The organism is Nocardia vinacea NBRC 16497 (assembly GCF_000308835.1).
Lineage (GTDB): Bacteria > Actinomycetota > Actinomycetes > Mycobacteriales > Mycobacteriaceae > Nocardia > Nocardia vinacea.
Map to the genome: position 1 here is coordinate 23,981 of NZ_BAGN01000418.1, position 24,290 is coordinate 48,270.

At 64.9% G+C, this 24,290-nt stretch carries 29 protein-coding genes; 14 read left to right on the forward strand and 15 right to left on the reverse strand.

Annotated features, from left to right (window positions below):
* The first annotated feature begins 176 nt into the window (after nt 1-176).
* The gene (locus tag ON44_RS41835; RefSeq protein WP_040700504.1) at nt 177-1,424 is read left to right on the forward strand and encodes a PucR family transcriptional regulator; all 1,248 of its coding nucleotides are present in this window, start codon (nt 177-179) and stop codon (nt 1,422-1,424) included.
* A gap of 119 nt (nt 1,425-1,543) precedes the next feature.
* Here ON44_RS41835 and ON44_RS41840 read toward each other — a convergent pair whose 3' ends face one another.
* Nucleotides 1,544-3,046, reverse strand: a complete 1,503-nt coding sequence (locus ON44_RS41840) for an MFS transporter (RefSeq protein WP_040700506.1) — start codon at nt 3,044-3,046, stop codon at nt 1,544-1,546.
* Between the two features lie 75 nt (nt 3,047-3,121).
* Between ON44_RS41840 and ON44_RS41845 the strand changes: the two genes are divergently transcribed.
* From ON44_RS41845 to ON44_RS41855, 3 genes are all read left to right on the forward strand, one after another.
* Complete coding sequence (locus ON44_RS41845) at nt 3,122-4,042, forward strand: LysR family transcriptional regulator (RefSeq protein WP_040700508.1); 921 nt, start codon at nt 3,122-3,124, stop codon at nt 4,040-4,042.
* 82 nt (nt 4,043-4,124) lie between these two features.
* The gene (locus ON44_RS41850; RefSeq protein WP_040700509.1) at nt 4,125-4,601 is read left to right on the forward strand and encodes an iron chaperone; all 477 of its coding nucleotides are present in this window, start codon (nt 4,125-4,127) and stop codon (nt 4,599-4,601) included.
* 59 nt (nt 4,602-4,660) lie between these two features.
* Entirely contained in the window at nt 4,661-5,632 is a 972-nt protein-coding gene (locus tag ON44_RS41855; RefSeq protein ID WP_083898502.1) for an alpha/beta hydrolase, read from the forward strand.
* Between the two features lie 2 nt (nt 5,633-5,634).
* Here the strand turns inward: ON44_RS41855 and ON44_RS41860 are convergent, their stop codons facing one another.
* The 3 genes from ON44_RS41860 to ON44_RS41870 form a co-directional block, all read right to left on the reverse strand.
* Complete coding sequence (locus ON44_RS41860) at nt 5,635-6,096, reverse strand: hypothetical protein (protein WP_157187588.1); 462 nt, start codon at nt 6,094-6,096, stop codon at nt 5,635-5,637.
* Between the two features lie 203 nt (nt 6,097-6,299).
* A complete protein-coding gene (locus ON44_RS41865) occupies nt 6,300-6,905 on the reverse strand; it encodes a hypothetical protein (protein ID WP_157187589.1) in 606 nt (201 codons plus the stop codon).
* Between the two features lie 128 nt (nt 6,906-7,033).
* Nucleotides 7,034-7,702 (reverse strand): chitin-binding protein, encoded by a 669-nt coding sequence (locus tag ON44_RS41870; RefSeq protein WP_040700514.1) that lies wholly within the window; start codon nt 7,700-7,702, stop codon nt 7,034-7,036.
* A 166-nt stretch (nt 7,703-7,868) separates the two neighbouring features.
* On the opposite strand from ON44_RS41870, the gene ON44_RS41875 reads away from it, so the two are divergent.
* A complete protein-coding gene (locus ON44_RS41875) occupies nt 7,869-8,729 on the forward strand; it encodes an alpha/beta fold hydrolase (RefSeq protein ID WP_245567544.1) in 861 nt (286 codons plus the stop codon).
* On the opposite strand, the gene ON44_RS41880 is transcribed toward ON44_RS41875, so the two are convergent.
* The 5 genes from ON44_RS41880 to ON44_RS41900 all read right to left on the reverse strand — a co-directional run bounded on the left by ON44_RS41880 (nt 8,701) and on the right by ON44_RS41900 (nt 11,241).
* Nucleotides 8,701-8,940 (reverse strand): methyltransferase domain-containing protein, encoded by a 240-nt coding sequence (locus ON44_RS41880; RefSeq protein ID WP_040700516.1) that lies wholly within the window; start codon nt 8,938-8,940, stop codon nt 8,701-8,703. The two genes, ON44_RS41875 and ON44_RS41880, sit on opposite strands and share 29 nt — an antisense overlap.
* The gene (locus ON44_RS41885) at nt 8,930-9,586 is read right to left on the reverse strand and encodes a YdcF family protein (protein ID WP_245567545.1); all 657 of its coding nucleotides are present in this window, start codon (nt 9,584-9,586) and stop codon (nt 8,930-8,932) included. The genes ON44_RS41880 and ON44_RS41885 overlap by 11 nt, the downstream gene beginning before the upstream one ends.
* A gap of 83 nt (nt 9,587-9,669) precedes the next feature.
* Complete coding sequence (locus ON44_RS41890; RefSeq protein ID WP_040700518.1) at nt 9,670-9,894, reverse strand: hypothetical protein; 225 nt, start codon at nt 9,892-9,894, stop codon at nt 9,670-9,672.
* 235 nt (nt 9,895-10,129) lie between these two features.
* Nucleotides 10,130-10,534, reverse strand: coding sequence for a peptidase inhibitor family I36 protein (locus ON44_RS41895; protein ID WP_051183234.1), 405 nt, complete (start codon nt 10,532-10,534; stop codon nt 10,130-10,132).
* A gap of 89 nt (nt 10,535-10,623) precedes the next feature.
* Nucleotides 10,624-11,241, reverse strand: coding sequence for a nuclear transport factor 2 family protein (locus ON44_RS41900; protein ID WP_083898504.1), 618 nt, complete (start codon nt 11,239-11,241; stop codon nt 10,624-10,626).
* A 121-nt stretch (nt 11,242-11,362) separates the two neighbouring features.
* Here ON44_RS41900 and ON44_RS41905 point away from each other — a divergent pair, with 121 nt between their 5' ends.
* Both ON44_RS41905 and helR read left to right on the forward strand, forming a co-directional pair.
* A complete protein-coding gene (locus ON44_RS41905; protein ID WP_040700520.1) occupies nt 11,363-11,929 on the forward strand; it encodes a hypothetical protein in 567 nt (188 codons plus the stop codon).
* 639 nt (nt 11,930-12,568) lie between these two features.
* Complete coding sequence (gene helR, locus ON44_RS41910) at nt 12,569-14,770, forward strand: RNA polymerase recycling motor ATPase HelR (RefSeq protein ID WP_174415263.1); 2,202 nt, start codon at nt 12,569-12,571, stop codon at nt 14,768-14,770.
* Nucleotides 14,771-14,820: 50 nt separating this feature from the next.
* Here the strand turns inward: helR and ON44_RS41915 are convergent, their stop codons facing one another.
* Nucleotides 14,821-15,342 (reverse strand): anthrone oxygenase family protein, encoded by a 522-nt coding sequence (locus tag ON44_RS41915; protein ID WP_040700584.1) that lies wholly within the window; start codon nt 15,340-15,342, stop codon nt 14,821-14,823.
* Between the two features lie 85 nt (nt 15,343-15,427).
* On the opposite strand from ON44_RS41915, the gene ON44_RS41920 reads away from it, so the two are divergent.
* Nucleotides 15,428-15,997 (forward strand): TetR/AcrR family transcriptional regulator, encoded by a 570-nt coding sequence (locus ON44_RS41920; protein ID WP_040700522.1) that lies wholly within the window; start codon nt 15,428-15,430, stop codon nt 15,995-15,997.
* A 24-nt stretch (nt 15,998-16,021) separates the two neighbouring features.
* On the opposite strand, the gene ON44_RS41925 is transcribed toward ON44_RS41920, so the two are convergent.
* The 3 genes from ON44_RS41925 to ON44_RS41935 all read right to left on the reverse strand — a co-directional run bounded on the left by ON44_RS41925 (nt 16,022) and on the right by ON44_RS41935 (nt 17,713).
* The gene (locus tag ON44_RS41925) at nt 16,022-16,504 is read right to left on the reverse strand and encodes a hypothetical protein (protein WP_040700524.1); all 483 of its coding nucleotides are present in this window, start codon (nt 16,502-16,504) and stop codon (nt 16,022-16,024) included.
* Nucleotides 16,505-16,606: 102 nt separating this feature from the next.
* Complete coding sequence (locus ON44_RS41930) at nt 16,607-17,131, reverse strand: hypothetical protein (RefSeq protein ID WP_157187590.1); 525 nt, start codon at nt 17,129-17,131, stop codon at nt 16,607-16,609.
* A 15-nt stretch (nt 17,132-17,146) separates the two neighbouring features.
* Nucleotides 17,147-17,713: a hypothetical protein gene (locus tag ON44_RS41935; RefSeq protein WP_157187591.1), complete on the reverse strand. Its 567-nt coding sequence runs from the start codon at nt 17,711-17,713 to the stop codon at nt 17,147-17,149.
* A gap of 211 nt (nt 17,714-17,924) precedes the next feature.
* On the opposite strand from ON44_RS41935, the gene ON44_RS47550 reads away from it, so the two are divergent.
* A complete protein-coding gene (locus ON44_RS47550; protein WP_157187592.1) occupies nt 17,925-18,695 on the forward strand; it encodes a helix-turn-helix transcriptional regulator in 771 nt (256 codons plus the stop codon).
* Between the two features lie 95 nt (nt 18,696-18,790).
* On the opposite strand, the gene ON44_RS41945 is transcribed toward ON44_RS47550, so the two are convergent.
* Entirely contained in the window at nt 18,791-19,507 is a 717-nt protein-coding gene (locus tag ON44_RS41945; RefSeq protein ID WP_040700528.1) for an MBL fold metallo-hydrolase, read from the reverse strand.
* A 378-nt stretch (nt 19,508-19,885) separates the two neighbouring features.
* On the opposite strand from ON44_RS41945, the gene ON44_RS41950 reads away from it, so the two are divergent.
* From ON44_RS41950 to ON44_RS41965, 4 genes are all read left to right on the forward strand, one after another.
* Complete coding sequence (locus tag ON44_RS41950; protein WP_040700530.1) at nt 19,886-20,377, forward strand: GNAT family N-acetyltransferase; 492 nt, start codon at nt 19,886-19,888, stop codon at nt 20,375-20,377.
* A gap of 210 nt (nt 20,378-20,587) precedes the next feature.
* Nucleotides 20,588-21,061 carry a GtrA family protein gene (locus tag ON44_RS41955; RefSeq protein ID WP_051183238.1) on the forward strand — a complete coding sequence of 158 codons (474 nt, stop codon included), beginning with the start codon at nt 20,588-20,590 and terminating at the stop codon, nt 21,059-21,061.
* A 70-nt stretch (nt 21,062-21,131) separates the two neighbouring features.
* Entirely contained in the window at nt 21,132-22,034 is a 903-nt protein-coding gene (locus ON44_RS41960) for an alpha/beta fold hydrolase (protein ID WP_040700532.1), read from the forward strand.
* 65 nt (nt 22,035-22,099) lie between these two features.
* The gene (locus ON44_RS41965) at nt 22,100-22,861 is read left to right on the forward strand and encodes a MerR family transcriptional regulator (protein WP_245567546.1); all 762 of its coding nucleotides are present in this window, start codon (nt 22,100-22,102) and stop codon (nt 22,859-22,861) included.
* 20 nt (nt 22,862-22,881) lie between these two features.
* Here ON44_RS41965 and ON44_RS41970 read toward each other — a convergent pair whose 3' ends face one another.
* Entirely contained in the window at nt 22,882-23,490 is a 609-nt protein-coding gene (locus tag ON44_RS41970; RefSeq protein ID WP_040700534.1) for a TetR/AcrR family transcriptional regulator, read from the reverse strand.
* Between the two features lie 72 nt (nt 23,491-23,562).
* On the opposite strand from ON44_RS41970, the gene ON44_RS41975 reads away from it, so the two are divergent.
* On the forward strand, nt 23,563-24,147 hold the full coding sequence (locus ON44_RS41975; RefSeq protein WP_051183240.1) for a maleylpyruvate isomerase family mycothiol-dependent enzyme: 585 nt from the start codon (nt 23,563-23,565) through the stop codon (nt 24,145-24,147).
* Nucleotides 24,148-24,290 lie beyond the last annotated feature (143 nt).

The window sequence follows — 24,290 nt, forward strand, 5'->3', positions numbered from 1 at the left end:
GGTAGTCGACTGTGTTTGTGGCCGTTGCGGATTGTTCGAAGAGGAGTAGAAGGTGAGCTACCACTCGGTTTAACGTTTCCTGATACAGCAGACAGCCGGTACTGCAAAGTTCTCGGCGCGGCAGTTGCTCATCAGGTCGTAGTGACTGCGTGACAACGGTGACAAGGAGGTCATACGTGACGATCGAGAGTCTCGTCCGGCCCGAACCCAATGGGCTGGATCGGCCGATTTCGCCGTCCGCGCGCGATATCGACAGGTTGACCCGCGAGGTGATGGCACATCTCGCGGAGTCGGACGAACAGTGCGGCGCGCTGCCGGGGCAAACGCTGGTTCGCGATGTGAAGGCCGTGGTCCGGATCTGCCTGGGATGGCTGATCCATTGCGTGAACGGTCACGCGCTGCCGACGAGGACCGACCGGCTCGCGATCGCGGCCGCCGGATGTACCCGCGAAGGGATCCCCGTCGATACCGTTCTGCATGCGGTTCACGAGGGCTTCAAAGTGGGGCTGGATCTGATATTCGCTCGTACGGGTCCGGCGGATGTACTCGGTGTCGTCACGGGCACCGCCACGGTGCTGGAGCTGTCGAAACTGACTACCGCCACCGTCAGCAAGGCCTACGTCCTCGAGCACAAGGCTGTTGCCGCCGAGCAACAGACCGCGGCACACAGCCTGACCTCGGCGTTGCTCGCCGGTCATCTCGATTCCGCGGCGGCGCGGGAAAGCGGTTTACCGATCGCCGACGAGTACTCGGTGCTCGCCGTAGCGATTCCGGCGCACCCGGATGAGAGCCATCCGCAGCTCGACGGTCAAGTCGTCGCACGCCGTAAGCTGCGCCGCCTCCAAGCCGCACTCGCGACCGTATTCGGAGGAACGGCGCTGTCGCTGTTATCCGTCGACGGCGGAACGATTCTCGTCCCGTCCACCGTGCGGACCGATCCCGAACTCGACGGACTGGTGCAACGGATGTCCTCGGCCACGCAGGTGCCGCTCACCGTCGCCGTTGTCACCGCCCGTCCCGACGAGGTGCCCACTGCCGCGCGCCATGCCCACGAACTCCTCGACACCGTGCAACAGCTCGAATTGGAGCCCGGCGTATACAGATTCACCGAACTGGCGCTGCAGTATCAACTGACCCGCCCTGGGCTGGGGCGCGACGCTCTCGCCAACCGGCTCACCCCACTGCACGAACACCCGGGCCTGTTGGAAACCCTCCAGATCTACGTCGATACCGGCCTGAGCCGAACGCGCGCCGCACGCAAACTGTGCGTCCACCCGAACACCGTCGACTACCGACTCCGCCGAATAGCCCAGCTCACCGGCTTCGACCCCGCCGAACCCAGCGGACTGTGGTACCTCCGCTCCGCCCTCGTCGCCCGCAAGGGCCACCTCGCACACGGTCCGACACGACCAACGGCCTGCTAGCCTTCGGCCCGCGCATTGCCATCGGCGGTGTCGGAGGATCACGAGATGTGATCGGCTAGGGCGGGTGACGATTTTGTAGTCCGACTACTCGACGCCGAGGACGCATTGGCTGCGAGGTCCTACGCCCGACGGTCGGACCCACGTCGGGACAGCAGCGACTGCCCCACGACGAGCACGCCGGAAATGAGCACGAGCACGCCGATCACCCGCAGTCCGGCGTCCGCGCCCGAAACGAACGCTGCGACAACGTCATTGGTGCGGTCGGAGATGGCGAGTGCCTGGGCTACGGTGTGCGGATCGTGGTCGGCGCGGATCTCCGACGGTAGTGCGGCGACGAATCGTGCGGTGAGCACCGTGCCGATGACCGCGACGCCGAGGGCGCTGCCGAACTCGCGGGTGGTGGCCTGCAAGCCGGCTGCGACCCCGGCCTGCTGCGGCGGCAGCGCCCCGGCGATCGCACCGGACAATGTCGGAAGTGCCAGCGCCACACCGATTCCCATCACGACGAGCCACGTGGCGTATGCGGCATAGGGTGTCTGCACGTCGCTCGTGGACAGTCCGAGCAGTCCGCCGCCGACGAATACGAATGCGAGCGCGGTGGTGGCGTCGAGTCCGATCCGCTGTGACAGTCGTCCGACATGCTTCGCGCCGAGGATGATCGGGACGGTGAGCGGGATTATCCCTAGGCCGGTTTGTAATACGCCGAATCCCTTGCCGTACTGCAGGAATGACGCGTTGATGTAGAACAGCGCGAACATGCCGAAGAAGACCGCCGTCATGCCGAGGCAAGCACTGCGGAGGGTGGGGAGGCGGAACAACCGCGGATCCAGCAACGGGTGTTCGACTTTCAACTCGACAATCGCCCACGCGGTGAACAGCACTGCGGCACAGGCGAATCCGGCGATGACGGTCGCACTGTGCCAGCCCGCCTCCGGGCCCTGGACGATTCCGAGCAGCAGCGCGACCGACGCCCCGACGAGCAATACCGCGCCGAGCGGGTCGAGCCGACGGTCATGGCGCGGCGACACGGGCGCGATCCGTCCCACCAGAGCAGCGAGCAGCAGCGCGATCGGCACGACACCGGCGAACAGCCAACGCCACGAACCGCCCGAAAGGATTACCCCGCCACCGACATTGCCGACGACTCCACCGATACCCGTCATCGATGCCCAGACCGCGATAGTCGCGCTCTTACGCCCGGCGGGAACAGCGTGCAGCAGGACGGCAAGCGTATTGGGCAGTACGGCAGCAGCGCCGACTCCCGTAATCGCCCGACCGGCGAGCAGGAACGCCACGTTCGGTGCCACTGCCGATACGAGCGCGCCCAGTGCGAACAGCCCCAGTCCGAACAGCAGAATCCCCTTGCGCCCGAAGCGATCTCCCGCCGACCCGCCGGGGATCACCAGACAGGCGAAGACGATCACATAGGTATCGACGATCCAGACCAGCGCCGACGCGGATGGATGCAGTGCGCTGGCGGCGAGCATCGGGACGGCGAGATTGATCGCGGCGACCATACCGACGACGAGCACGACGCATGCGCAGATGACCGCGAGCAGGCCGCGCTGCGGGGCCGGGCGCTTCGCCAGGGCCGGAGCGTGATTCAGGGCATTGAATTGCATGGTCACGACGTTATGGACCTGGGCAGTCTCCGTGCCACGCAACTTTCATAAGTCTTTCTTGCATATGATGCAACTGTGCCAGAGCAGCTTGATCTGAACCTCCTGCGCGTATTCGATGCCCTACTCCAGGACGGCAGCGTCACGGCGGCGTCCGAGCGCCTACATCTGTCCATCCCGGCGACCAGCCGGGCCTTGGGTCGGTTACGGCGGGCGATGGGCGATCCGATTTTGGTGCGTGCCGGTCGTGGGATGGCTCCGACACCGTTCGCGCTGCGCACCGCGCCGCGGGTGCGGTCCCTGCTGGACGAAGCGTCGGCACTGATCTGCGCCGATCGCGAGGTCACGGTCGCAGAATTGCAGCGCACCTTCACAATTCGCATCAACGACGGTGTTGCTGCGACCCTGGCGGCGGTGGCGGTAGATGCCACGGCCGCGGTCGCTCCCGGCGTGACGCTGCGCTTCGTCGCGGAGGGCAGTGAGAGCATCGAGGCTCTGCGCGACGGCTCGGTCGATCTGGATATCGGCGCGGGCGAAATCGTCGCTTCCGACATGCGGTCAGCTGTGCTGTATCGCGAACGAATAGTGGGCATCGTCCGGGCCGACAGCCCACTGGGCCGCCGCCCGACATTGCGGCAACTGTGCCGACATCCCCACGTCTCGGCCTCCCGCCGCGGTCGTGCTCGGGGGCCACTCGACGACGCACTCGACGCCGCGGGCTTGCAACGCCACGTCGCCGCCGTCGTGCCTACTTCCGCCGTCGCCGCACTCCTGGTCGCGTCGAGTCAGTACATCGGACTCGTCCCGCAACGCCTCGCCGAACAGTACGGCCAGTCCCTCGGCCTTCGCTGGTTTCCGATCCCCGCACCCCTCCCGGAAGTCGAAGTGCGACTGCTCTGGCACACCCGCCTCGACGCAGACCCGGCGCAGCGCTGGCTCCGCGAGACCATCCGCGACGCGCTCCGTCCGCCGGGCGAATCTTCGGATCGCATCGATTGATCAGTTTCGAAGAAGCCCGGCGTGGGGTCGCCTCCATAGCATTGGAAACGTCCCCAGCGAGACGATCACGGAGGAAATGACAATGAACCAATCGCAGAAGTCCACCAACGCAACCAGCGCGAAGAGCCGGGCCTCCGTCGGATTCTCCGAAGAAGAGCGGGCCGCGATGAAGGAGCACGCCCAGGAGTTGAAGACCGCCGCGCGCCGCGGCTCGCGGGCGGCCAAGGCGGATGGGGAAGCCGACGTGGTCGCCAAGATCGCCGAGATGGCAGAACCGGATCGCACCATGGCCGAACGGATCCATGCCATCGTCAAGGCCAACGCACCAGCTCTTACGCCGAAACTCTGGTACGGTATGCCCGCGTATGCCATGGGCGGCAAGGTCGTCTGCTTCTTCCAAACCGCCGAGAAATTCAAGTCGCGGTACGCGACGTTCGGCTTCAACGACATCGCGACCCTTGATGAAGGCACCATGTGGCCGACCGCCTTCGCGCTGACGAAGTTGACGGCCGCCGATGAGGAACGGCTCGGCGCGCTCGTGAAGAAGGCGGTCAGCTGAGGCGAGAGCGATTGTCGCGCAAACTATGATGATCTTTCCGATCGGTAGGAGGTGTGCGGGTGGGTGCAGCACGGTCTGGAAATCATTGGGGTTGGCTGCGCAAGGCAGGCGCAGTGTTGGTCGCAGCTGTTCTGCTGTCGTCGATCGGTGCGGCGGTTGCCACCGCCACACCAAGATTGCGCACCCCCGCGGGCGGTTACGAGGACCTGTTCGTGCCGTCGAGCATGGGGCCGATCAAGGTCCAGGTGCAGTGGGCGGCCCGGGGCGGGAGCGCGGCCGTCTATGTGCTCGACGGTCTCCGCGCGCCCGGCGATCACAGTCAGTGGGTCAGCGATACCGATGCGCTGCGCCAATTCGCAGGCGACAACGTCACTTTGGTGTTCCCGGTCGGCGGTCGCTCGAGCTTCTACACAGACTGGTACCGACCCAGTAGTACCAATGGTCAGCAGACGACATACAAATGGGAAACCTTCCTCACCGAGGAGTTGCCCGCATACCTGGCGCGGTTCGGCGTTTCGCCGACCAACAACGCGATCGTCGGTGCCTCTATGGGCGGCAATGCCGCGCTGACGCTGGCCGGCCACCATCGCGACCAGTTCAAGTTCGCCGGATCATTTTCCGGCTTCGTGCACCCGACTTTTCCGCTCTGGAACGAAGCGATGCGCGCTGCCATGTGGGACGAGGGCAACTTCAATGTGGACGATATGTGGGGTCCGGCCGGTGATCCCGCCTGGCGCCGCAACGATGCCACCGAGCAGGCAGAATTGCTGCGCGGGTTGCCGGTCTACGTCTCTACCGGCAATGGCCAGCCCGGACCGCTCGACCTGCCGTACGGACTCGGCAACACGGTGAATGCGATGGCCCTCGAAGCAATGACGTTGACGTCGGCCCAGATGTTGCGTGATCGAATGGCGGAACTCGGCATCCCCGCGCGCTTCGACATCATCAACGGAACGCACACCTGGCCCTATTGGCAGCAGGCGCTCGCGTCGGCGCGGCCGATGATGCTCGATGCGCTCGGCGCGCACTGAACTCAGGATTGGAAGATCGCCGATGTGACGGCCACATCGGCGAAGCTGTAATACCAGCCGTTCCACGTATCGGCGACGATCACCTGGATCGCATGGCCACGCGCCGGACCGTCGGTGATCAACCACAAGCCATTGCCGTACCCGGTCGCCGGGCTGATGCTGCCATCCGACCATGTGAACTGGGCCGAACTGGGCGTATCGGGTGTGTTCCACGGAATGGTCACATCGAACTGTCCGGAGCCGATACCCGGAAGCAACGAGCTGACGCACTCCCGCAGTGTGGCCGTCCGCCGGATATTCTGCCCCGCGCTACCGGTGCCGGGCACCAACCGGCCGGTCATCAGACCGCCCTGGCGGCAACCGCCGCTGCCCTCGCTCGGTGGATAGGCCTGCACCTGCGGCGCACCGAGCACCGGCAGGGTGCACAGCACCGCCGCCATCAGCACGCTTCGACGAACAGACACCGCACCACCTCCCTACGACGGGACAGCAATCCACGCGGCCGGCCGCGGATGAACACGCGACGCGAACCGCTGCTGACTCGATCAGCAGTTTAGCGGTCTCCGGCGTGTACACCGGCGCCTCCATCGATGCGCCCGGACACGGCGATCGGCCGAAACCGGACTCGCATTGTTCGATGCCTTCGTAGCGCGGCCCAGTCGGATCCTTAGTCCAGGACGTAGGGAGTCGTCGCTCGCGGATCGTCGCGTTGCGCGAAGAATTCGCCGTACCTGCCGAACCAGTCGCGGAATACGTTCTCGAAGGTGAGCTGCGGTAGGTCCTCCTCGTCCACGTACCCGGCCGAGGCCAGTTCCGGAACCATTTCGCCGCTGTCGATGCGCAAGGCGAGGTCCAGCCCGTGCGCTACGAACAGCAGCCATGCCGCAAGGTTCTCGGCAACCCAGGTGATGCTGTGGTCCTCCCAGTAGTAGAAGATCCGCCCCCAGGCTCCGGTCTCGGGATCGACTTCGGCGCAATAGGTTTCGGCCGCGGAATTCGTGTGCAGAATCCGATAACGCTGCGGAGCTTCCGCGGGGCGGGGCTCGGGATCGTCATTGCGTGGATGGTCGAATTCGATGGCGTCGTACTCGTCGAACCAGATCGCCCCGATCTCCCCGGCAATCAGCCGAACATCCGCGGGCAACGGCACCGACCAACTGTCCATCACTTTGTCCGCGATGCCGGGCACCAGCCTGACCCGCTCATCCGATTCCGCCGCCACCGCCTGTAGCCGCGCGACCGCAGCCCGCGCCTGCTCCATCACGTCGATCAAGTACTCCGCCCCTCCCACAATTAGTACATGGCTGTGTCCAGATTCTTTTAGCAGATCGGCCTGCCGCCGCTGGCTTCAACGGAGTGTCCCGGCGAACCATGGCTGGCAGTCGCCGACATCGCATGGCCTCAGTGCACCAGGGCGGCTCGGGTTTGTGCGTACGCGATGACATCTTCCGCGTAGGCCGCGGCATCTCGCTCCGCGAAACATGCTCGGAGCTGGTCGAACGCGTCGTCGAGTTGTGGTCCCGGTCCGCGATCGGCGAGCAGGACGACGATCGCCTCCCAGGTGCCGATGTGCGGGTCGGGATGGGTGAGCAGTTCGTCGAGGTACCGGTCCGGCTCCAGCAGCCGTAATGCGCGGCGCGCGAAGGCGTGTACATGCCGGGGCAGTTCGGTGCGGATGGTGTCGATATCGGTTTGCAGTACGTGCTGGCCGGATTGTTCCGGGTCGAGTCGTAACGACCATGGGGCGGTCAGTTCGTCGGGCAGGGTTTGGGCGTTGATCAGGTCGGGGCCGGTAACCTCTTCCAGTGGTGTGGGCGGTAAGCCCAGCTGTGTGTTGCGCCAGTTGCGGAATTCCCACCAGGCCGTTGGGGTGGCGCTCAACTCCAGGCCGAATCTGAGCACCTGCTGTCCGCTGGTCCACGTGCGGGAAACTCGGGTGCGACCGACGGAGGCGACACCGCCCGGCTCGACCCGTATCCACCTGGGGTCCGCGCCGTCAAACCCATACGGTTGCAACAGTTTTTCTGTTTCACGAAGCAGACGGCGCAGTGCCGACTCAGGTCTGACCATGTCCGCAGGTTAACGATGTGCCCCGACAGATTTGTCGCCATGGGGCAATACGCCGACTTCCACGAGGTGGTCCTGGCTGCGTCGGCGATGCGCGCGAACGACTTTCCCCTGCCCCGACAGTTCCCGGTCTTGGCCGATCTCCTGAACAAACGGCCACCAGGTCGATGTGAGTAACGTAGCGGCCGAAGACACGCACTACCGGGTGGCGACGGACGGCTGGCAGGAGACAGGGGCGATGCGGCACTTCACAATTCACCACGACGGTGTCACGATTCCGGTGTCTCGCGGTGGCGAGGGAAGGCCGCTGGTCCTGTGTCCTGGGCTGAGCTCCACACAGGCCGACCTGCACGAACTGGCCGAGCTGCTGCGGCGCGACCACGACGTGGTGACCTTCGACCTCAGAGGCCACGGCGTCGCCTCGGCCGCCGACCGCTACTCCTTCGAGGCGTTCCTCAGTGATCTCGCCGCCGTCATGGCGGAGCTGGGACGCCTCGACCTGCCCTCGGCGCCAGTGCTGGTGGGCTATTCACTGGGTGCGGATCTGGCCGTGCACTATGCCTGCGAGCGTCCTGACACCATTGCCGAGCTCGTTCTCATCGACGGCGCGAACCCGGTGCCAGAACCGTTCATCACCGAGGCCGACCTGCCGGAGTTCCGCGCGATGTTCGACGACCCGGCGATGCGACACGAGGCCGAGCAGGCCAAGGGCACGCCGCGTCAGGTGTTGCTCACCGCACAGGACATCCTCGCCCTGAATCTCGAGATCGATGCGGTTCGATCCGAAATCCTGGACCGATACCGCAGGATCGACCGTCCGATCAGCATGATCATGTCGACCTCGATGGCCGGTGTGAGCAGCGAAGGCCGTACACCGTGGCGCAATCGGAACTGGCGTGCCGGTATCGAGCGTCTCGTGCGCGATCGCCCGCACATCGCCACATCCTGGCTCGACGCCGACCACCGACTCGTCTTCACGCATGCCACGGAAATCGCCCGGATCATCCGGGGGCGGCATCCACCCCCGTAAGACGTTGTGCACCAGGGAGTTTCTCGGCCAGCAGGCGAAGCGCGAGACCGGTACCGCAGCCGACGTCGAGTACGCGCCGCGGGTTCGGGCAGGCTCGCAATGCGAGCGCGATCGTCCGGTCGGTGATGTCGCGGTGCATACGACCGAGGAGGTCGTCATCGTAAGTGCGGGCACGCCGGTCGAAGGCATCGACATCTCGATCATGGGCCATACGAGTAAATGCTAGGAGTGGTACGACCGCACCGGCCGTTATGGCCATGTCGGACTGCGGTACGGTCGCGAGCTTCCTTCCACACACCGTAGAAGGCCAGTAGTGGCTTTGCCGCCATCCACTCACCGAACCGATAATCCGCTCCTCGCACCAGACGCGTCGCCAGCTCCGGGGACTGCTGGGCGAGGTATTGTCGCGCCTTCTCGGCGTGGAGGGGAATCGAGACGATCTTGATCCGGTCGCTGTTCTTCAGATATGGGATCGCGAAACTGATGTTTTCCCACGTGGTCCGGCTCTGATCTTCCAGGACGAGGTCCCCGCGATACCCGCAGGTCTCCGTGGCGTAGCGGGCCATCAGGGCGGCTTCGGATTGCGGACCCGCGCATGCCGCTCCGCAGAGCACGAGACGACTGCTGGCCACGGTCGGGTCGATGGACCGCAGACCGGCTCGCACGCGCCACCGGTTCATGATGTTCGCGCGTGTGCCCGCGTTGCGATAGCCGAGAACCACGATGGCCTCGGAGGTGCCCGTGACCGATCCCACCAGCCTGTGGGAAGCGCGCCAGTTCTCCCACTCGCCCCACAGCAGCACGAGCACGAGACCGGTCGTTGGAAGCCAAGTCCGTTTCCGCACGAATTCAGCCAAGCACAAGCTCCTCGAAAGGCCGGTCCGCGACATGGCTTTTCACCGGTATCTCTCGCTGCGTCCCCGACGTCGTTCGCCGACAATCAACGTCGCAATTCACCGGCATAGCGACCAGGGCAGGTTTCCGGGAACCTGCGGTGCAGCCGGTCGATGAATCGCTGTATGGCGCGCAGTTCAACCACTAGTTCTGCGCGGGACGCCGGGGGCAGGCGGTGGGGGAGTCCGAGTTCACGGGTCAGCGTCTCGGCCCGATTCGTCAGTAGTTCCAAGAAGACCTGTGCTTGGGCAAGGTCGGGATCTTCGTGCATCTTTGAGGCCGTCCTGTGGGCGTCGCATGGTTCCAGGCGCGTCCCGGCAGTCGCGGCCCTCGACAGCGTGGGAATCGGACTGATGCTATCCCGCTACAACACACTTCGTGATGACTTCGTACCCCTTGATCGTGAGTCTTTATACAGCCGATGGGAAGTCGAGGATGCCATCGCTGAAATGGGTATGTGAGTGCGAGGTTCCCGAGGGCACTTCGCACTCACATACAGGCGAGGTTCAGCGGCACATCTCCACCGCGTCGGCCTTGTTGTCGGCGCTGGATGGCAGGGTGCCCCGAGCGTTGTCCGCGACGGAGGCGAGCAGCTGCCAGCGTTCGCCCGTCCAGTTGTACACCGCGACGGTTACGCCGGTGCGGTTCCAATACGAGGTCAAACGGTCGCCGACGCCGCCGTTGCCGATGTCGTGCAGAAAACAGCCCGCGTCGTACTGCACGATCATGCTGCCCGTGCCATTGGCGCCGTCCCAGCCGCAGAACATTCCGCCCGGGCAGTCGTAGCTCGGTGACGCGGATGCCGGGGCGGCCGAGATCACCGTGCCACCCGCGACTGTGCCGAGTGTCAGCACGGCTGCGGCGAGCGGGACCAGACGGCGAACAGCGTTGGCGCGGTAGCTGATTTTCATGGTGATTTCCTTCGTGAGAATCGGTGTCGGCCTTCCGACGGCTTGACACCAACTCTGTGCGGACTCACCAACGACCGACCAACGACCGACTAATCGGGCAGCTCAGCCCTCTGAGCGCTAGGTCTGTCAGTCGCGGCTATTCCATTGCTGTGCAATGCCAATCGCGTTCGCTGGCTTGGCGATGACCTGATGGGGATCGTCGTAGATGATCTCGCCTGGGTCGTCGGAGCACAGCCGGAGTATGGTGCGCTCGAACCGCTTTGATCGTGCCCGGGTATGTCGAATGCCTGGGCGACGGCGAGGCTGTCCTCGTAGACGTGATGCCGGGTGATGAGTTCGTTTTCGATGGTGAGGTGCAGCGCGAAACGGGAGCGATAGGCGCGTCCGGTCGGGCGGGCAGTCTGGCGAATTTCGCCGAGCACCACCGCATCCGGGCCGTCGACCAGGATGCGTTCGATGACGGTGCCGACCTCTTCGGGCACGTGGTGGCGAGCGATCTCACGAAAATGCTCGGCCGCGTCGGCGCGTGTGGCGCGGTGCCGGATCCACGGGGTGGTGGGTCGGTTGTGCTCGTTCTCCGGCCAATTCAGTTTCCAGTCGCTGACCGGGGCGTAGAGCGCGGCGGTGGCGTCCGGATCGCCTGCACCGATTCGGCGCAGCAACTCCTCGACGACGGTGCGGGTGGCGATCGTCCCGAGATCGTTCATACCTGCCACCATGCCCGCACCGATGTGCCCCGTCGATTACCTCCGACGTAATAATGTTCGCCGGTTGCGCCGCACAGGTTCTCGTGTATCGACAGCGCGGAGGTACTTCTACAATCCGTGCGTGACGCTCACCCTCGCCGATCTGGTCGGCTACACCGACCGCGACCTCGACACCGACCTGGCGCGTTGGTTCCCCGCTACCGAAGCCGTCCAGCTTCCCGAGCAGACCCGACCGGTGGAACCATTTCTCACGCGCCTGGCTCCCACGGACGCGGCGGCGCTGGCCGCATTCGACCGCCGGGTGCGGTCAGGCCTGCTACCACAGTTCTTGGACATCTTCGACTGGTCCTACGGGTTCGATTTCGCCGGAAACGACTGCGGCATCATCGATTCGGACTACACGACCGAGCTGACCGACGACGATATCTACTCGATCGGCGCGGACGGCGGCGGCAATCTGTATGTCGTACTCACCAACGGCCAAGTGGCCGTGTGGTTTCATGAGGAGGAGGTGCTCGAAGGCGGCACCCGTTTCGACAACCTCGATGTCTTCCTCTGGTCGTTCGTGCGCTATCGCGCGGTACGCGCTGGGAAACTCGACCGCTCTGCCGTAGCGGCAGACTTCCTGGCGCTCGGCCAGGACGGCGCACTCGAACCGGAACTCGGCCTGCTGCGCCTCATGAAGTAGGACGCCTTCAGCACTCGATATCGACACGACCGATCAGCTGATCCGCCGCAAATTCGACGAGCTGCTGCGTGACCCGCGTCTCGTGCCCGCGGAGCAGGCCGGACTGCCACACCAGCGAGACCAGTTCCGCAGCGAACTCCAGACGATCGCCATGGTATAGACCTGAAACACCAGCGGCCCGCGAACAACATCTACACCGGCCGCATCCAGCCGCTCGAAGCACCGATCAACCGCTGGGGCCAGGAAACCGGGATACGCCCCTCGCAGTAGGCGCGGTCTGAATATGGAAGGAACTCCCTTCCATATTCAATCTATAGCGCACCCGGGGGCTTGCGGCAAGACCCCGGTCGTACCGCAGAATCACTGGCCGTAGCCAGAACCTGCGGAAATGGGAGTCGCGAATTGCGTGAGTTGCGGTCGACGTATGGGTCGCGCGGGGATGTCCGCGACCAGGCCATCGGCGACCAGCCGGGGTCGGCGACGGATACGGTCCTTGACCCGTGGCAGGAGACGCCTGATCTCGACGTCGTACAGACCGTCGCGTGGAGCCTGCCGGATGAACGCCCGCTCCCGGCCGAGTTGGAAGCCGGCGCACCACCGGTGTGTGTGAGCCCGTCGAGCCAAGAAATGGAGGGACATGTGACGACTCGGGGGTATGAAGACGAGTTGCAGTCCGAGCGAAGCTACGTTGCCGGGCTCTACACGCGGCTCGATGCCGAACGCGCGCGAGTGAAGGGAAAGTACACCGCGGCGCTGCGGGGAACCGGCGGGACACCCATGGAACGGGATGTCGAGGTGCGCACGCTCGCCAGGGCGGCGAAGCGGCTGGACGTGGCTGACAACGGGCTGTGTTTCGGCAGGTTGGACACCGTTTCGGGCGAACATTCCTACATCGGCCGGATCGGCATCTTCGACGAGGAGAACGAGTACGAGCCGCTGTTGCTCGATTGGCGGGCACCGGCGTCGCGGGCGTTCTATGTCGCCACCGCCGCGACTCCCGAGAACATGCGTCGACGTCGCCAGTTTCACTCGCACGGACGTCGAGTTGTCGACTTCACCGATGAGGTGCTCGGCCGTCCGAGTGATGGCGAGCGCGGGGACGCGGCCTTGCTCGCGGCGGTCAATGCACCGCGCGGTGCTGGGATGCGCGACATCGTGGCGACGATCCAGGCCGAACAGGACCAGATCATCCGGCTCGATCACCCGGGTGTGCTGGTGATCGAGGGTGGCCCGGGCACCGGGAAGACCGTGGTGGCGCTGCACCGCGTCGCGTACCTGCTCTACACCCAGCGGGAGCGGATGGAACGTCACGGTGTGCTCGTGGTCGGGCCGAATCCGGCGTTCCTCAACCACATCGGCCGCGTGCTGCCGTCGCTGGGCGAGACGAATGTCGTGTTCATGACCACTGGCGATCTGCTGCCCGGTTTGCGCGTCACCGCCGAGGACGCCCCGGATGCCGCGCGGTTCAAGGGATCGCTGAAGATCCTGGACGTGCTCGCGGCGGCGATCGCCGATCGGCAGCGGGTGCCGGAACATCCGGTGCCAATCGAACTGCAGGACGTCACGGTGCGAATCGACACCGAGACCGCGGAGTGGGCGAGGGAGGAGGCACGGGCGAGCGGACTGCCGCACAACGAGGCCCGTGCGGTGTTCAGCGAGATCGTCACCTATGTACTCACCGAACGGGCGATAGCCCGGATCGGCCGGGGGTGGCTGACCAGGAAGGACCGCGAAGCATGGGAGAATCTGCGGACCGACCTGCTCGCCGAACTCGCCGACAACGACCAGTTCACCGCCGCGCTCGATGAACTCTGGCCGATCATGACGCCGGAAACATTTCTGGCACAGCTGTATTCGTCCGCTGAACGGTTGCGTGCGTCTGGCGCCGACCAGTCCCTGTGGCGCGTCGATGGCGAAGTATGGACGGTGTCGGACGTACCGCTGCTCGACGAACTGGTCGACCTGCTGGGCCGCGACAAGGCAGCCGACGAGGCCGCCGCACGCGCCGCCGAGCGGGAACGCAAGGCCGAGGCCGAGTACGCCGCAGGCGTGTTCGACACTCTCATCAAGCGCGAGGACCTGAACGACGACATCGGCCTGCTCGCCCAGGACATGCTCTACGCCGAGGACCTCGCCGATCGCTTCCTCGAGCGCGACACCCGTGAACTCGTCGAACGCGCTGCCGCGGACCGGGATTGGACTTATCGACACGTCGTGGTCGACGAAGCCCAGGAGCTGTCCGAAATGGACTGGCGGGTCCTGATGCGCCGCTGCCCGGGCCGATCCTTCACGGTGGTAGGCGATCTCGCGCAACGTAGGTCGGTGGCCGGAGCGACATCGTGGGACACGATGTTCGAGCCGTACGTGCCTGGTCGCTGGGTCTATCGGTCGCTGTCGGTGAACTACCGCACCCCGGCGGAGATCATGACCGTTGCCGCCGCGGTGCTCGCCGAGTTCGCACCGGAAGTCCAGCCACCGGAGTCGGTCCGCGCGTGCGGCGTCCAGCCCTGGTCCAGGCAGGTGACCGAGGACGAATTACCCAATGCCATAGCGGAATTCGTACGTGACGAAGCGGGTCGCGAAGGCACCAGCATCGTGATCGGGCCACCGGGTGTGCCGGGCACGGTGCCTGCCTCGGAGACGAAGGGCCTGGAATTCGACGCCGTCCTGGTCGTGGAACCGGAACGAATCCTCGCCGAGGGCCCACGCGGCGCAGCCGAACTCTACGTCGCTCTGACCCGCGCCACCCAACGTCTCGGTGTCCTGCATCAGGGTCCATTGCCGCAGGCCCTCACCGGACTCGCCGTACCTGCCCGGGCCGGGAATCAACCGTTGACGTAACGATTCGCGGAGACAGCTGCCGTCCGCCCACGTGTGAAACGGGTTTCCCGTCAACGGGTCGTTGCGGGAACCTCGGGTGAGGGTTTGTCGATGGCAGAGTGGGGGTGCTGGGCATCGTCTTGGGCTCCCACGACGACTGTGATCACGAGGATGAACGCGATCAGTGCGCAACCGGTTCGGGTGAAATGGAACAGTTCCCAACGTCGCAGGATGTCGGTGTAGTCGCTGGGTGGCGTCCCTACGGCCCAGCGTTTGATCTGCTGGTTGATCGGTACGTTTCCGAAGCGGGTCACCAGGAATGAGATGAACGTCAGTGCTGAGGCGCCCGCCGCGATCCACCGCGGCCATGACTTCGACCGTACCGCCAGAATCAGCGTGCTCAGGACGGCGAGACCCATCAGTGACTGCATCACCGGGCCGTTGACGCGCATCAGCGCGGTATGAAAAGTGAACCGAACATCAAGGGGCACTTCGCGAAACGCGTACAGCACGTTCACCGCGCCGTAGCCGAACGCACCGGCGAGCAGGCCGGGGAACAGCAGCGCCGCGGCCCGGACGGATTTCGACAACATCGGAACTCCCATCTCAGATCGCAACATCAAGTTGCGATATCGTCAGCATGCCTGCCGTACGCCGATATCGCAACAAGGAGTTGCAATGACCGCACCCCTCGGACGCGGACCGAAGGTTCGCGCCGCCGTGCTCGCCGCGACCGTCGACGAGTTGAGCGAGCACGGGTACGCCGCGTTCACCGTCGAGAACGTCGCGCAGCGTGCCGGTGTGCACAAAACCACCGTCTACCGGCGATGGGCCGACCGGGACGAACTGATCGCCGACGCACTGGCCGACAGCGTCGAAGCGGAAATCCCCATCCCCGATACGGGTTCGGTCGAGGACGACCTTCGCGCGCTGGCGCGCAGTCTGGTCGCGTGGATCAGCAGCCCGTCCGGCCGGGCGGTCCTCGCTGTCATGCTGTCCAACGTCGCACCGCCCGATCCGACCCGCCATGCCTTCCGTGACCGCATCCGCAAGGCGCTGCCGGTCGTGACGCGCGCGGTCGAACGCGGTGAACTCCCCGCTGGCACAAACCCCGCCGAGCTGATCAAAACTCTTGTGGCACCGATCTATTTCCGCGTGCTGATCACCCGTGAGTCGGTGGACCACAGCACCGCCGACGCGGCCGCTGCAGTGGCTTTGACCGCGGCGCGCGCCGGTCTGTTCGGCTGAGCCTGTGAGGCAGGCGGATTCGAGTCATCCTCGCTCGGCTCCATCCGGCCAGACGATCTCCACCGGCACGCCACGGGCTCGCGCCAGCGCGACCACCGTGCCGGTCCCGCCTTTACCGCCGGTCCCGCCATCCCATACCGCGACGAGCCGATCGCAGGATGACAGCATGGCTTCGTTGGCGGCCTCGTAGGCTTCGCGCCCGGCGTCGTCGAAGTCCATGATGCGCACGGTTTCGGCGCGTGCGATCAGCTCGTCGAACAACTCCGCGTGGTCGGGTTTCACCTTCCGCTGTCGATAATTCGTCGACGGCAGCACTACTTCCAGCCGCCCACCGGCATCGAGCACGGCCCGGGCGAATACCGAGTCAGCGCCGCGCGCAATGCAGCTGACACCCACCAGATCGTCGGGGTGTCCTTGTCTGGCAAGGACTTTCCTGATCTCGTCGTACACGAACGGAATCGTGTCGGCCGTGATATTCATATGTCCGGTGACACCGATGCGAGCCATGGGAACTTTCTATACCGCCACCGGAGGTCGCATCCGGGCGCGGTCGGGCAATAACGCCGATTCGTGACGTAAACCTCGACCAACACGGACTGGGCTGCCCGGTCAGAGCCCGTAATGGCTGATGCCGATATCCCATCGGCCGCTGTTATCGGTGGTGTTGTCGTCGTTCTGGGCAAGCCAAAGTGAGGTATCGGGGCCGTGGTAGGTAACGCACCCACTATCGTCGCCGATCCAGAACGCCTGCTCGGTGGCGACGAAGTATCCGTAAAAGCCGTATTCGGGGAAATCGGCATTGCCCCAGAAAGTGGAAAGCCGTGCGGAATCGCTGCCGGATGGCCCGAAAGACGGCCCCCACGGCCACGAATCGACCTTGATCGACCCACTTGCACGCAGCCGCACGACATCTCCGTCACGGACCGGCATACTGTCGTGCCACGGGTCGCCATAGGAAATGGGCCGGCCGTTGACCACAGCGAGCGGATCCGGCGTCACGTAGGTGCTGATCTGGTTACCGTGACACAGCTGCAGGGAAAGTGCTGTTCCGGCGTACGCGGACCCGCCGCTGATCGCGGCCGTAGCTGCCGCCGCGAGTGCGGTCACGACGGCTATCGCAAAATGTCTTTTCATGGAATCTTCTCGAGGTCAGTAGTGCGGCGCGTAGCCTTCGACACGGATGAGCACATAGCCTGCGCTGTAAGCGGAGTCGATGGTGGTCTGATCGACTGCGATGATGTTGTCCTGGCGCGCTTCGCTCCAGAACTGGTACAGCGGGCTTGTACCGGGTTCCTGGCTGGTGTTGATATATCCCTGAATACCGATGTAGGTGTATCCGGCGCTGTAGGCGGAATCGATACCTACCTGTGTCGCTGTGCTGAAGTTGTCCTGGCGGCTGTTGCTCCAGAACAGGTGCAGCGGTACGGTTCCCGGCTGCTGGGTCTCGTAGACGAATGCTTCCTTGCGGATGGGCAGGTAATCGGCGGCGGTGGCGCTGTTTTCGTCGTTACGGTTGCCGGTGGTGAAGTTATCGCCGCGTTCCGGATTCCACCATGTGTAAAGCGGGTACAGCGACAGTACGTCCGCGTGCGCGGCGGGTGCAGCAGCGAGAGTAGTCCCGGCGATTCCCGCAGCAGCCAATAGCGTAGCTGCCGAGATCATGAGGCGCTGACGACGAAACCGTGCATTTTCGCGCGCCGCCGACACCGACCCCATCCATACCATCCGTCGCATCATGATTGTCCCCTGTTCGAGTCTCCCGACACCGCTGCTGCCGAGCCCCATTGCCTCGAAAGCGTCTGTCGGCCAGCTGATTACGTGTAGTAAACGGTAGTTTCCGCGCCGCGTCTGCTGCTATACGCAGACTTGCGTATGGCGATCCGGCTTTTCGGCTGATATGCGAGATCTGTTGGTGCACAATGCAGGAGTGAGCGATCGGCCGGGTGGGGACGCCAAGAAGATTCACGATCTAGCGCTGGAGATCATCACCGAGAAACAGCCGGTGCGGATCTGGCCGCTATTGATGCAGAGGTTGACCGCTGACCTACCGTGTGATTTGGCTGTCCTGGTCGACCTGAACTGGGAAGCCGGCACAGGTCACGCGCTCACCGGTTCCCCGGACTGGTTGTACGAGGCCCCGCTGGACGCACTCATCCACGCGCACATGCGATCTCATCCCTTGCTGCGGCACTACGCACACACTCGGGACATGACACCGCTGAGCATGGACGAGGTCGCCGACGACCGCTGGTGGAAAGGGGAGGGGTATCGAGCGGGTAAGGACGCGATCGGCATCGACCGCCAGCTCGCTTTGCCGCTGTCCGCGGGGCCGGGCAAAATACGCAGTGTCATCATGAGCCGCAGCGGTCTCGGATTCAGCGATCGCGACCTCGAATACGCTGTGCTCGCCAGATCATTGCTCGATACCGTCGAAGCCCACGAGGCAGCGGTCATTACCGGCACGGGACCGGGGGACCCCGCCGAACACAAGATCACGCCACGTGAACTCGCGGTCCTGACTCTGCTATGCGATGGGCTGACCGCTCGCGCCATCGGCACCAGACTCGCGATTACCCCGGCGACCGTGTCCAAGCACACCGAGAACATCTACCGCAAGCTCGGTGTGCGCGACCGCATTTCGGCACTGCGCAAAGCGCACAGTCTCGGCCTCGTCCCCGCCCCACCCCGCCAAGGTTAGCTATTCGATTCTGGCGGTGTCGGGCCGCAAGCCCCCGCATCGGCAGGCGCAGCGCGACTGCACGGAAACCTCTGCGGCCGTGAGCTTTCGGGCGATCAGGAGTCCAAGCGGTCCTGGTAGACCATGGCGAGATTGCGCAGCGCACTGGCCCCGTCTCCGATGAAGCTGGAACCGTGCATGATCGCCAGCGTGGTGGGTTCCAACTCCGCCAGCCGATTCAGCGTGGCGGGCACGGCGGGCCCCAACGAAGTGGCGTGGAAGACATCCTCCGCGACGGCCGCCTGCTCGACCAGGTCGGAATCGGTCAGTGCCGGGCCACTTCCCAGCTGGGTCATCAGGTCACCGCAGAACAGCACGCCAGTGGTCTCCTCGTACAGTACGCGCGCCTCCCAGTTGTGCGGTGCGTGCGGAGTATCCAGGTGCCGTACTCGACGGTTACCGAGATCGATGACCTCACCGTCGGCCAACCGGCGCGGCAGCCGATCCGCCATATCGTCGATCGAGACGAGACAGCCGAGCTCACCGTGCGCCACCTGCGCATGCGGTGCGGCAGCGAGGAAGAGGTTCATCGCCCCGCATTCGTCCGCTTCCACATGACCGAAGGTGATCCAACGTAGCCGTTCCACCGGCATGATCCGCGCGATTTCCGCGGACACCAGCGGGAACAATGCACGCATGCCGGCGTGGAACAACAACGGTTCCTCGGCATCGATGAGGAACTGGTTGAAGGTGAAGCCGGTCGGCCCCACCTCGGGAATGAAGGTAGAGATGCGGTAGATATCTTCGGCGATCTCGTCGGTATGGGTTTCCATGAAACCTCCCTACTTGTGCCGTCCCCGCCATTTTCCTCGCCGACACGCTTCCGCACACCGAATTCGCAGGCTCCTACCGATCTTGTCGGCTCGGATGAGAATGGATCAGACGACGACGTCATAGGTCATGCAGGTCGCCGTCGATGTCGGGGTCACGCTGCGCTGCACCAGCGTGTGCGGGCGCCGCCGGTGAACAGATCGAGCAGTCGGCCCAGAACGACCGCGCCCGCACGGGCTGTCGCCGGAATCCACCCGCCTAACCACGGTGTCGCGACGTCGATGCCACCAGATAATTCGGTAGGCCCATTACTTGTCTGCTGGATATGGTCGGCAGACCCGCGGCATTTGCGGCAGCACAAGCGGACATGAGGGGGTGACGTGATAGACGTGCAGGTGCTCAGCCCCGACGACTGGCCGATATGGCGTCAGCTCCGCCGACAGGCTCTGCGGGACGCACCGGAGGCGTTCGGCTCGACACTCGCCGACTGGAGTGGTCCCGGTGACGACGAAGCGCGGTGGCGTGCGCGGCTAGCCGGCGTGGCGTTCAACGTGATCATCCGGTGGCGCGGAGTTGCGGCGGGCATGGTCAGTGCAGACACGGCGGACACCGGCAGGATCGAACTCATGTCGATGTGGGTCGCGCCGTTCGCCCGCGGCCGAGGGGTCGGCGACGCAGCGATCCGTGCAGTGCTGCACTGGGCAAACGGCCGAGAGGTCGGCCTGTCGGTCAAAGTCGACAACCAGGCCGCAATTCGCCTGTATCGACGTCACGGATTCGCCGACGCGGGTTGTTCACCTGGCGACACCGCCAGCGGGCGCATGCTGAGGCCGGCAGGTATGAACTGCCCGATACGTGGTGATGCCAGGTAGACGATTGCGGATCCGACGTTGTCCGCAGTGGCGAGGCCGAATACCGAATCAGTGGGCGTGTCAGGTTGGCGTCAGGTTGGTATCAGCCGGCCTGGCGACAGTATTCACGTGAACAGCACAGCAATTGCAGTTTCCGGGTCGTGGAAGCCTTACGGGGACAAGACGATCCTCGATCGCATCGATCCGACTATCGGTGCTGGCCCCTACCCGATGCTGCGCACGGAATGGGTCGACCGACTCGCCCGCGTGATGCGATATCTGGGCGGCGATCACGCCTTCGCCCAGCTGATCCGCTTCGCCCTGGTCGGTGGGTCCAGCAACCTTGCCTACATCCTGCTGTTCATGGCCATGAACGGGACCGGCCCGCTGGTCGCCAATATCGCCGGCTCGATCGTCAGCACGGTGATAGCGAACGAACTGCACCGGCAGCTCACCTTCCACGCGGCCGGACGGGTCGGCTGGTTCACCGCACAGTGGGAAGGCGGCGGGCTGGCGCTGATCGGCCTGTTGATCAGCACGGCAGCGCTGGCAGGTCTCGAATTCTGGGCACCCGGCCTCGGTGAGATCGCGCAGATCTGCGCCGTGATCGCCATCATGGCGACGGTCGGCGTCATGCGGTTTCTGGCACTGCGCGGATTCGTCTTCGAGCACAGGCCATCCGATCAGTCGCAGGCAGCGCGTTGATCAGCACGTTTCGGGTACGGCAGCGGAAGGGATTGACCCTGACCCTGCGTCAGGGTTGGAGTCTTGTCACATGACGAATGACATCACTTCCACGACTCGGCTCGCGCCGCCGATCGGCGGATTCCAGGAGATCGACGGCCGCCGTGTTTTCGTGCATCGGTCGGGTAGCGGCGGACCGGCCGTCGTGTTCCTGCCCGGCGCGAGCGCGGTCGGTCTGGACTACTTCGATGTCCAGCAACAGGTTTCGCAATTCACCACCGCTGTCGTCTACGACCGTGGCGGCACGGGCTACAGCGATTCCCTGGCCCTGCCGCGCACTGCCGCCGCGGTCGCCACGGAACTGCGCGAGCTGCTGCGCGCCCAGAACGTCACCGCTCCCTATGTTCTCGCGGCACACTCCCTCGGCGGCTTCTACGCGCATCGGTTCGCGCAGTTGTACCCGCAGGACGTGGCGGGACTGGTCTGCTTGGACGTCCTGCACCGGGACTGGGACGACTTCATGCCTCCCACAGCGAGTCTGGCCGCCTTCGAGCAGATGGGACCTGATCCGGAGCAGCTCCGAAAGATGCGCCCGGCCCTGCGCGAGATACACGCCGAGTTGCTCGCGGACTACCCGGAGCACATACGGCAACCACTGATCGATGCCAAGGTGAGCGACGAATGGATGCAGGTCGGCATCGCCGAGCGTGCCACCTTGACCGACCTCGCCACCGAACTGCGAGCGGGGCCGAGCATCCCTGACGTCCCGGTGGTCGCGCTCACCGTGGTGGGCAACGACCCCACCCAGCAGGCGCTGACCTCGCAGGAGATGAACGACGCCAAGACGAGAATGGACGCGGCCCTGGTGAGCGGGGTCTCGCAGGGGCAACAACGCATCCTCTCCGACACCCTCCACCACCGGCTCTGCTTCGACCGCCCCGATGCCGTGGTCCAGGCGATCCGCGAGGTCGTGGAGAAGGTAGCGGGCCACTGATTCCACCCACCCTGCCAGCTACGCAAGCTCCGCCGACGTGTCATCCCCCTAGACTCGGCACGACCATGCCCGACGACGACAGGGGAACGGTGCTGACCATCGGCCGGCTCGCGGCGACCGCAGGCGTGACCGTGCGCGCCGTCCGTCACTACCACCACGTCGGCCTGTTGCCCGAGCCCGAGCGCGATGCCTCGGGCTACCGCCGCTACAGCGCGCAAGCCGCAGTGGACCTCATCCGGATCAGGACGCTCGCCGACGCCGGTGTTCCGCTTGCCCGTATCGATGCGCTGCTCCATGCGCAGCCGACCGAATTCGCCGCGGCCATCGCCGATATCGACGTCGAATTGCAGCGCAAGATCGACCAGCTCACCGAATACCGCAGCCGCATCGCCGATTTGGCAAGCGGTGAAAGCCTTGTCCTGCCCCCCGATGTGGTCGCCATCCTGAACCGGATGCGTAGCCTCGGCGTCAGCGAACAGCGGGTACGACTCGAGCGCGACTCGTGGATCCTGCTGCAGGCTCTGGACCCGCAGGCCATGCCGCAGCGGATACGGGACAAGACCGCAGGCCTCGACGACCCCGAGACGACGCGCCTCTACCTGGCCTGCGATCGAGCAGTCGGCTGGGATCCGCACGATCCACGCCTGGACCGGCTCATCGACGACCTGGACGCGTGGGAGATCGAACACGAACGAGACAGCAGCCGACCAGAGAGCCTGCAGCTGATCTCTTCCCGGATCTCCGAGGCGTCACCGGCATGGCAACGCATCATCGATGCGCTCGCCCACCGCGCCGAGCGGCGCCGAACCGCCGGGCACCACAGCTGAAGCCGGCACCGTGGTCGAAGCTATGGTGACGGAGGCAGTCCGGCCGCGTTGCGCATCGCCGCGCGGCCACGTTGGGCGGCGGATCCGTCGGCGAGCAGTTGGATTTCCTGGTTGACCGCCATGGAGATGCCGATGAGTACGGTGGCGACCTCGTCCGGGGGGCGATGCGAAGCGGACGTTTCGTCTTGTGCCGCAGCGATTTCGGCGGTGAGAAAGGCGCGCCAGCCGGCAACGACGTCACGCAGCCGGTCTCGCAACATTCCGGGCCGCCCGTCGAGTTCGGTCGACGCCGCGGTGACGAAACACCCTCCGGGAAAAGGGCATTCGGCCAGGTAATCGATCCAGGCATCGATCAGGTGTGCCAGGCGGGCCGCGCCGGGAGACATCGCCGTCAGTGGGGCGATAACTGCTGTCCGAAAGATTTGGCCGGCCTGTTCGAGTGCGGCGTTCTGCAGGTTTTCGCGAGATCCGAAGGGGCCGATGACACCTGCCTTGCTCATTGCGAGCCGGTCGGCGAGTGACCCGATCGTGAGACCTTCCAAACCGATGCATGACGCCTCCTCGATCGCGGTCTGCACGATTCGATCCCGGGTGCGGGCCGCTTCGGCGAATGAGCTGCGTGGAGACATCAACCCATCATAGCGTTCGATCGTTCGCTATTCTTATGGCGAACGATCGAACGCTAAAGGGAGAGTGTGCTGATGAGTGATCTGCTACGACTCGACGCGACGGCCTTGGCGCTGATCGCACACGATGTGTCCACTGTTTCCGATGCGGACATGGCCGCGCCGACTCCGTGTGCGGGCTGGACCGTCGCGGACCTCATGAGTCACATGAACGAACGCCACGAGGCTGTCATCGAGTCTGTATTGGCGCCGATCGACGACCACTCCGGCAATCCCCGCGACGATTTCGCGCGTACAGCCGCACGGTGGGTGGTCGCGATGGAACAGACCGGCGATGTCGTGAACCTGCCGCAGCGCGGCCCGCTGGCGACTGACACAGTGCTGTCGGTCCATTTCGTCGACATGCTCGTGCACCGCTGGGACCTGTCCCGTGCGCTGTCGCGCCCCTGCCCGGTCCCCGACCGTCTCACCGCCCTCGCATTGCCGATTGCGCGGTCGATCACCGCGCCGGGCAGTGCGCTCAACGGCCCGGATGGCGTCTACCGGCCCCCGGTGGAGTCGGACCGACCGCTGCCCGCACTGGACGCCATCGCAGCTCTTCTCGGCCGCGATCCACACTGGGAGCGCCAACGGAATCGGCCAGAAATAGCGCTCCACTGAATCGGTTCGGAGATCGGAGATTTCAGAGGCGCCGGTCATGACGGCCTCGACGCGGCCAACAGCGAAACGATGTTCCTCGACATCGGAGCGCCAGGAGCCGGGGCTCGGCGGTTGACTCCTGTACTCCGGGCAGCGGGTCGGCG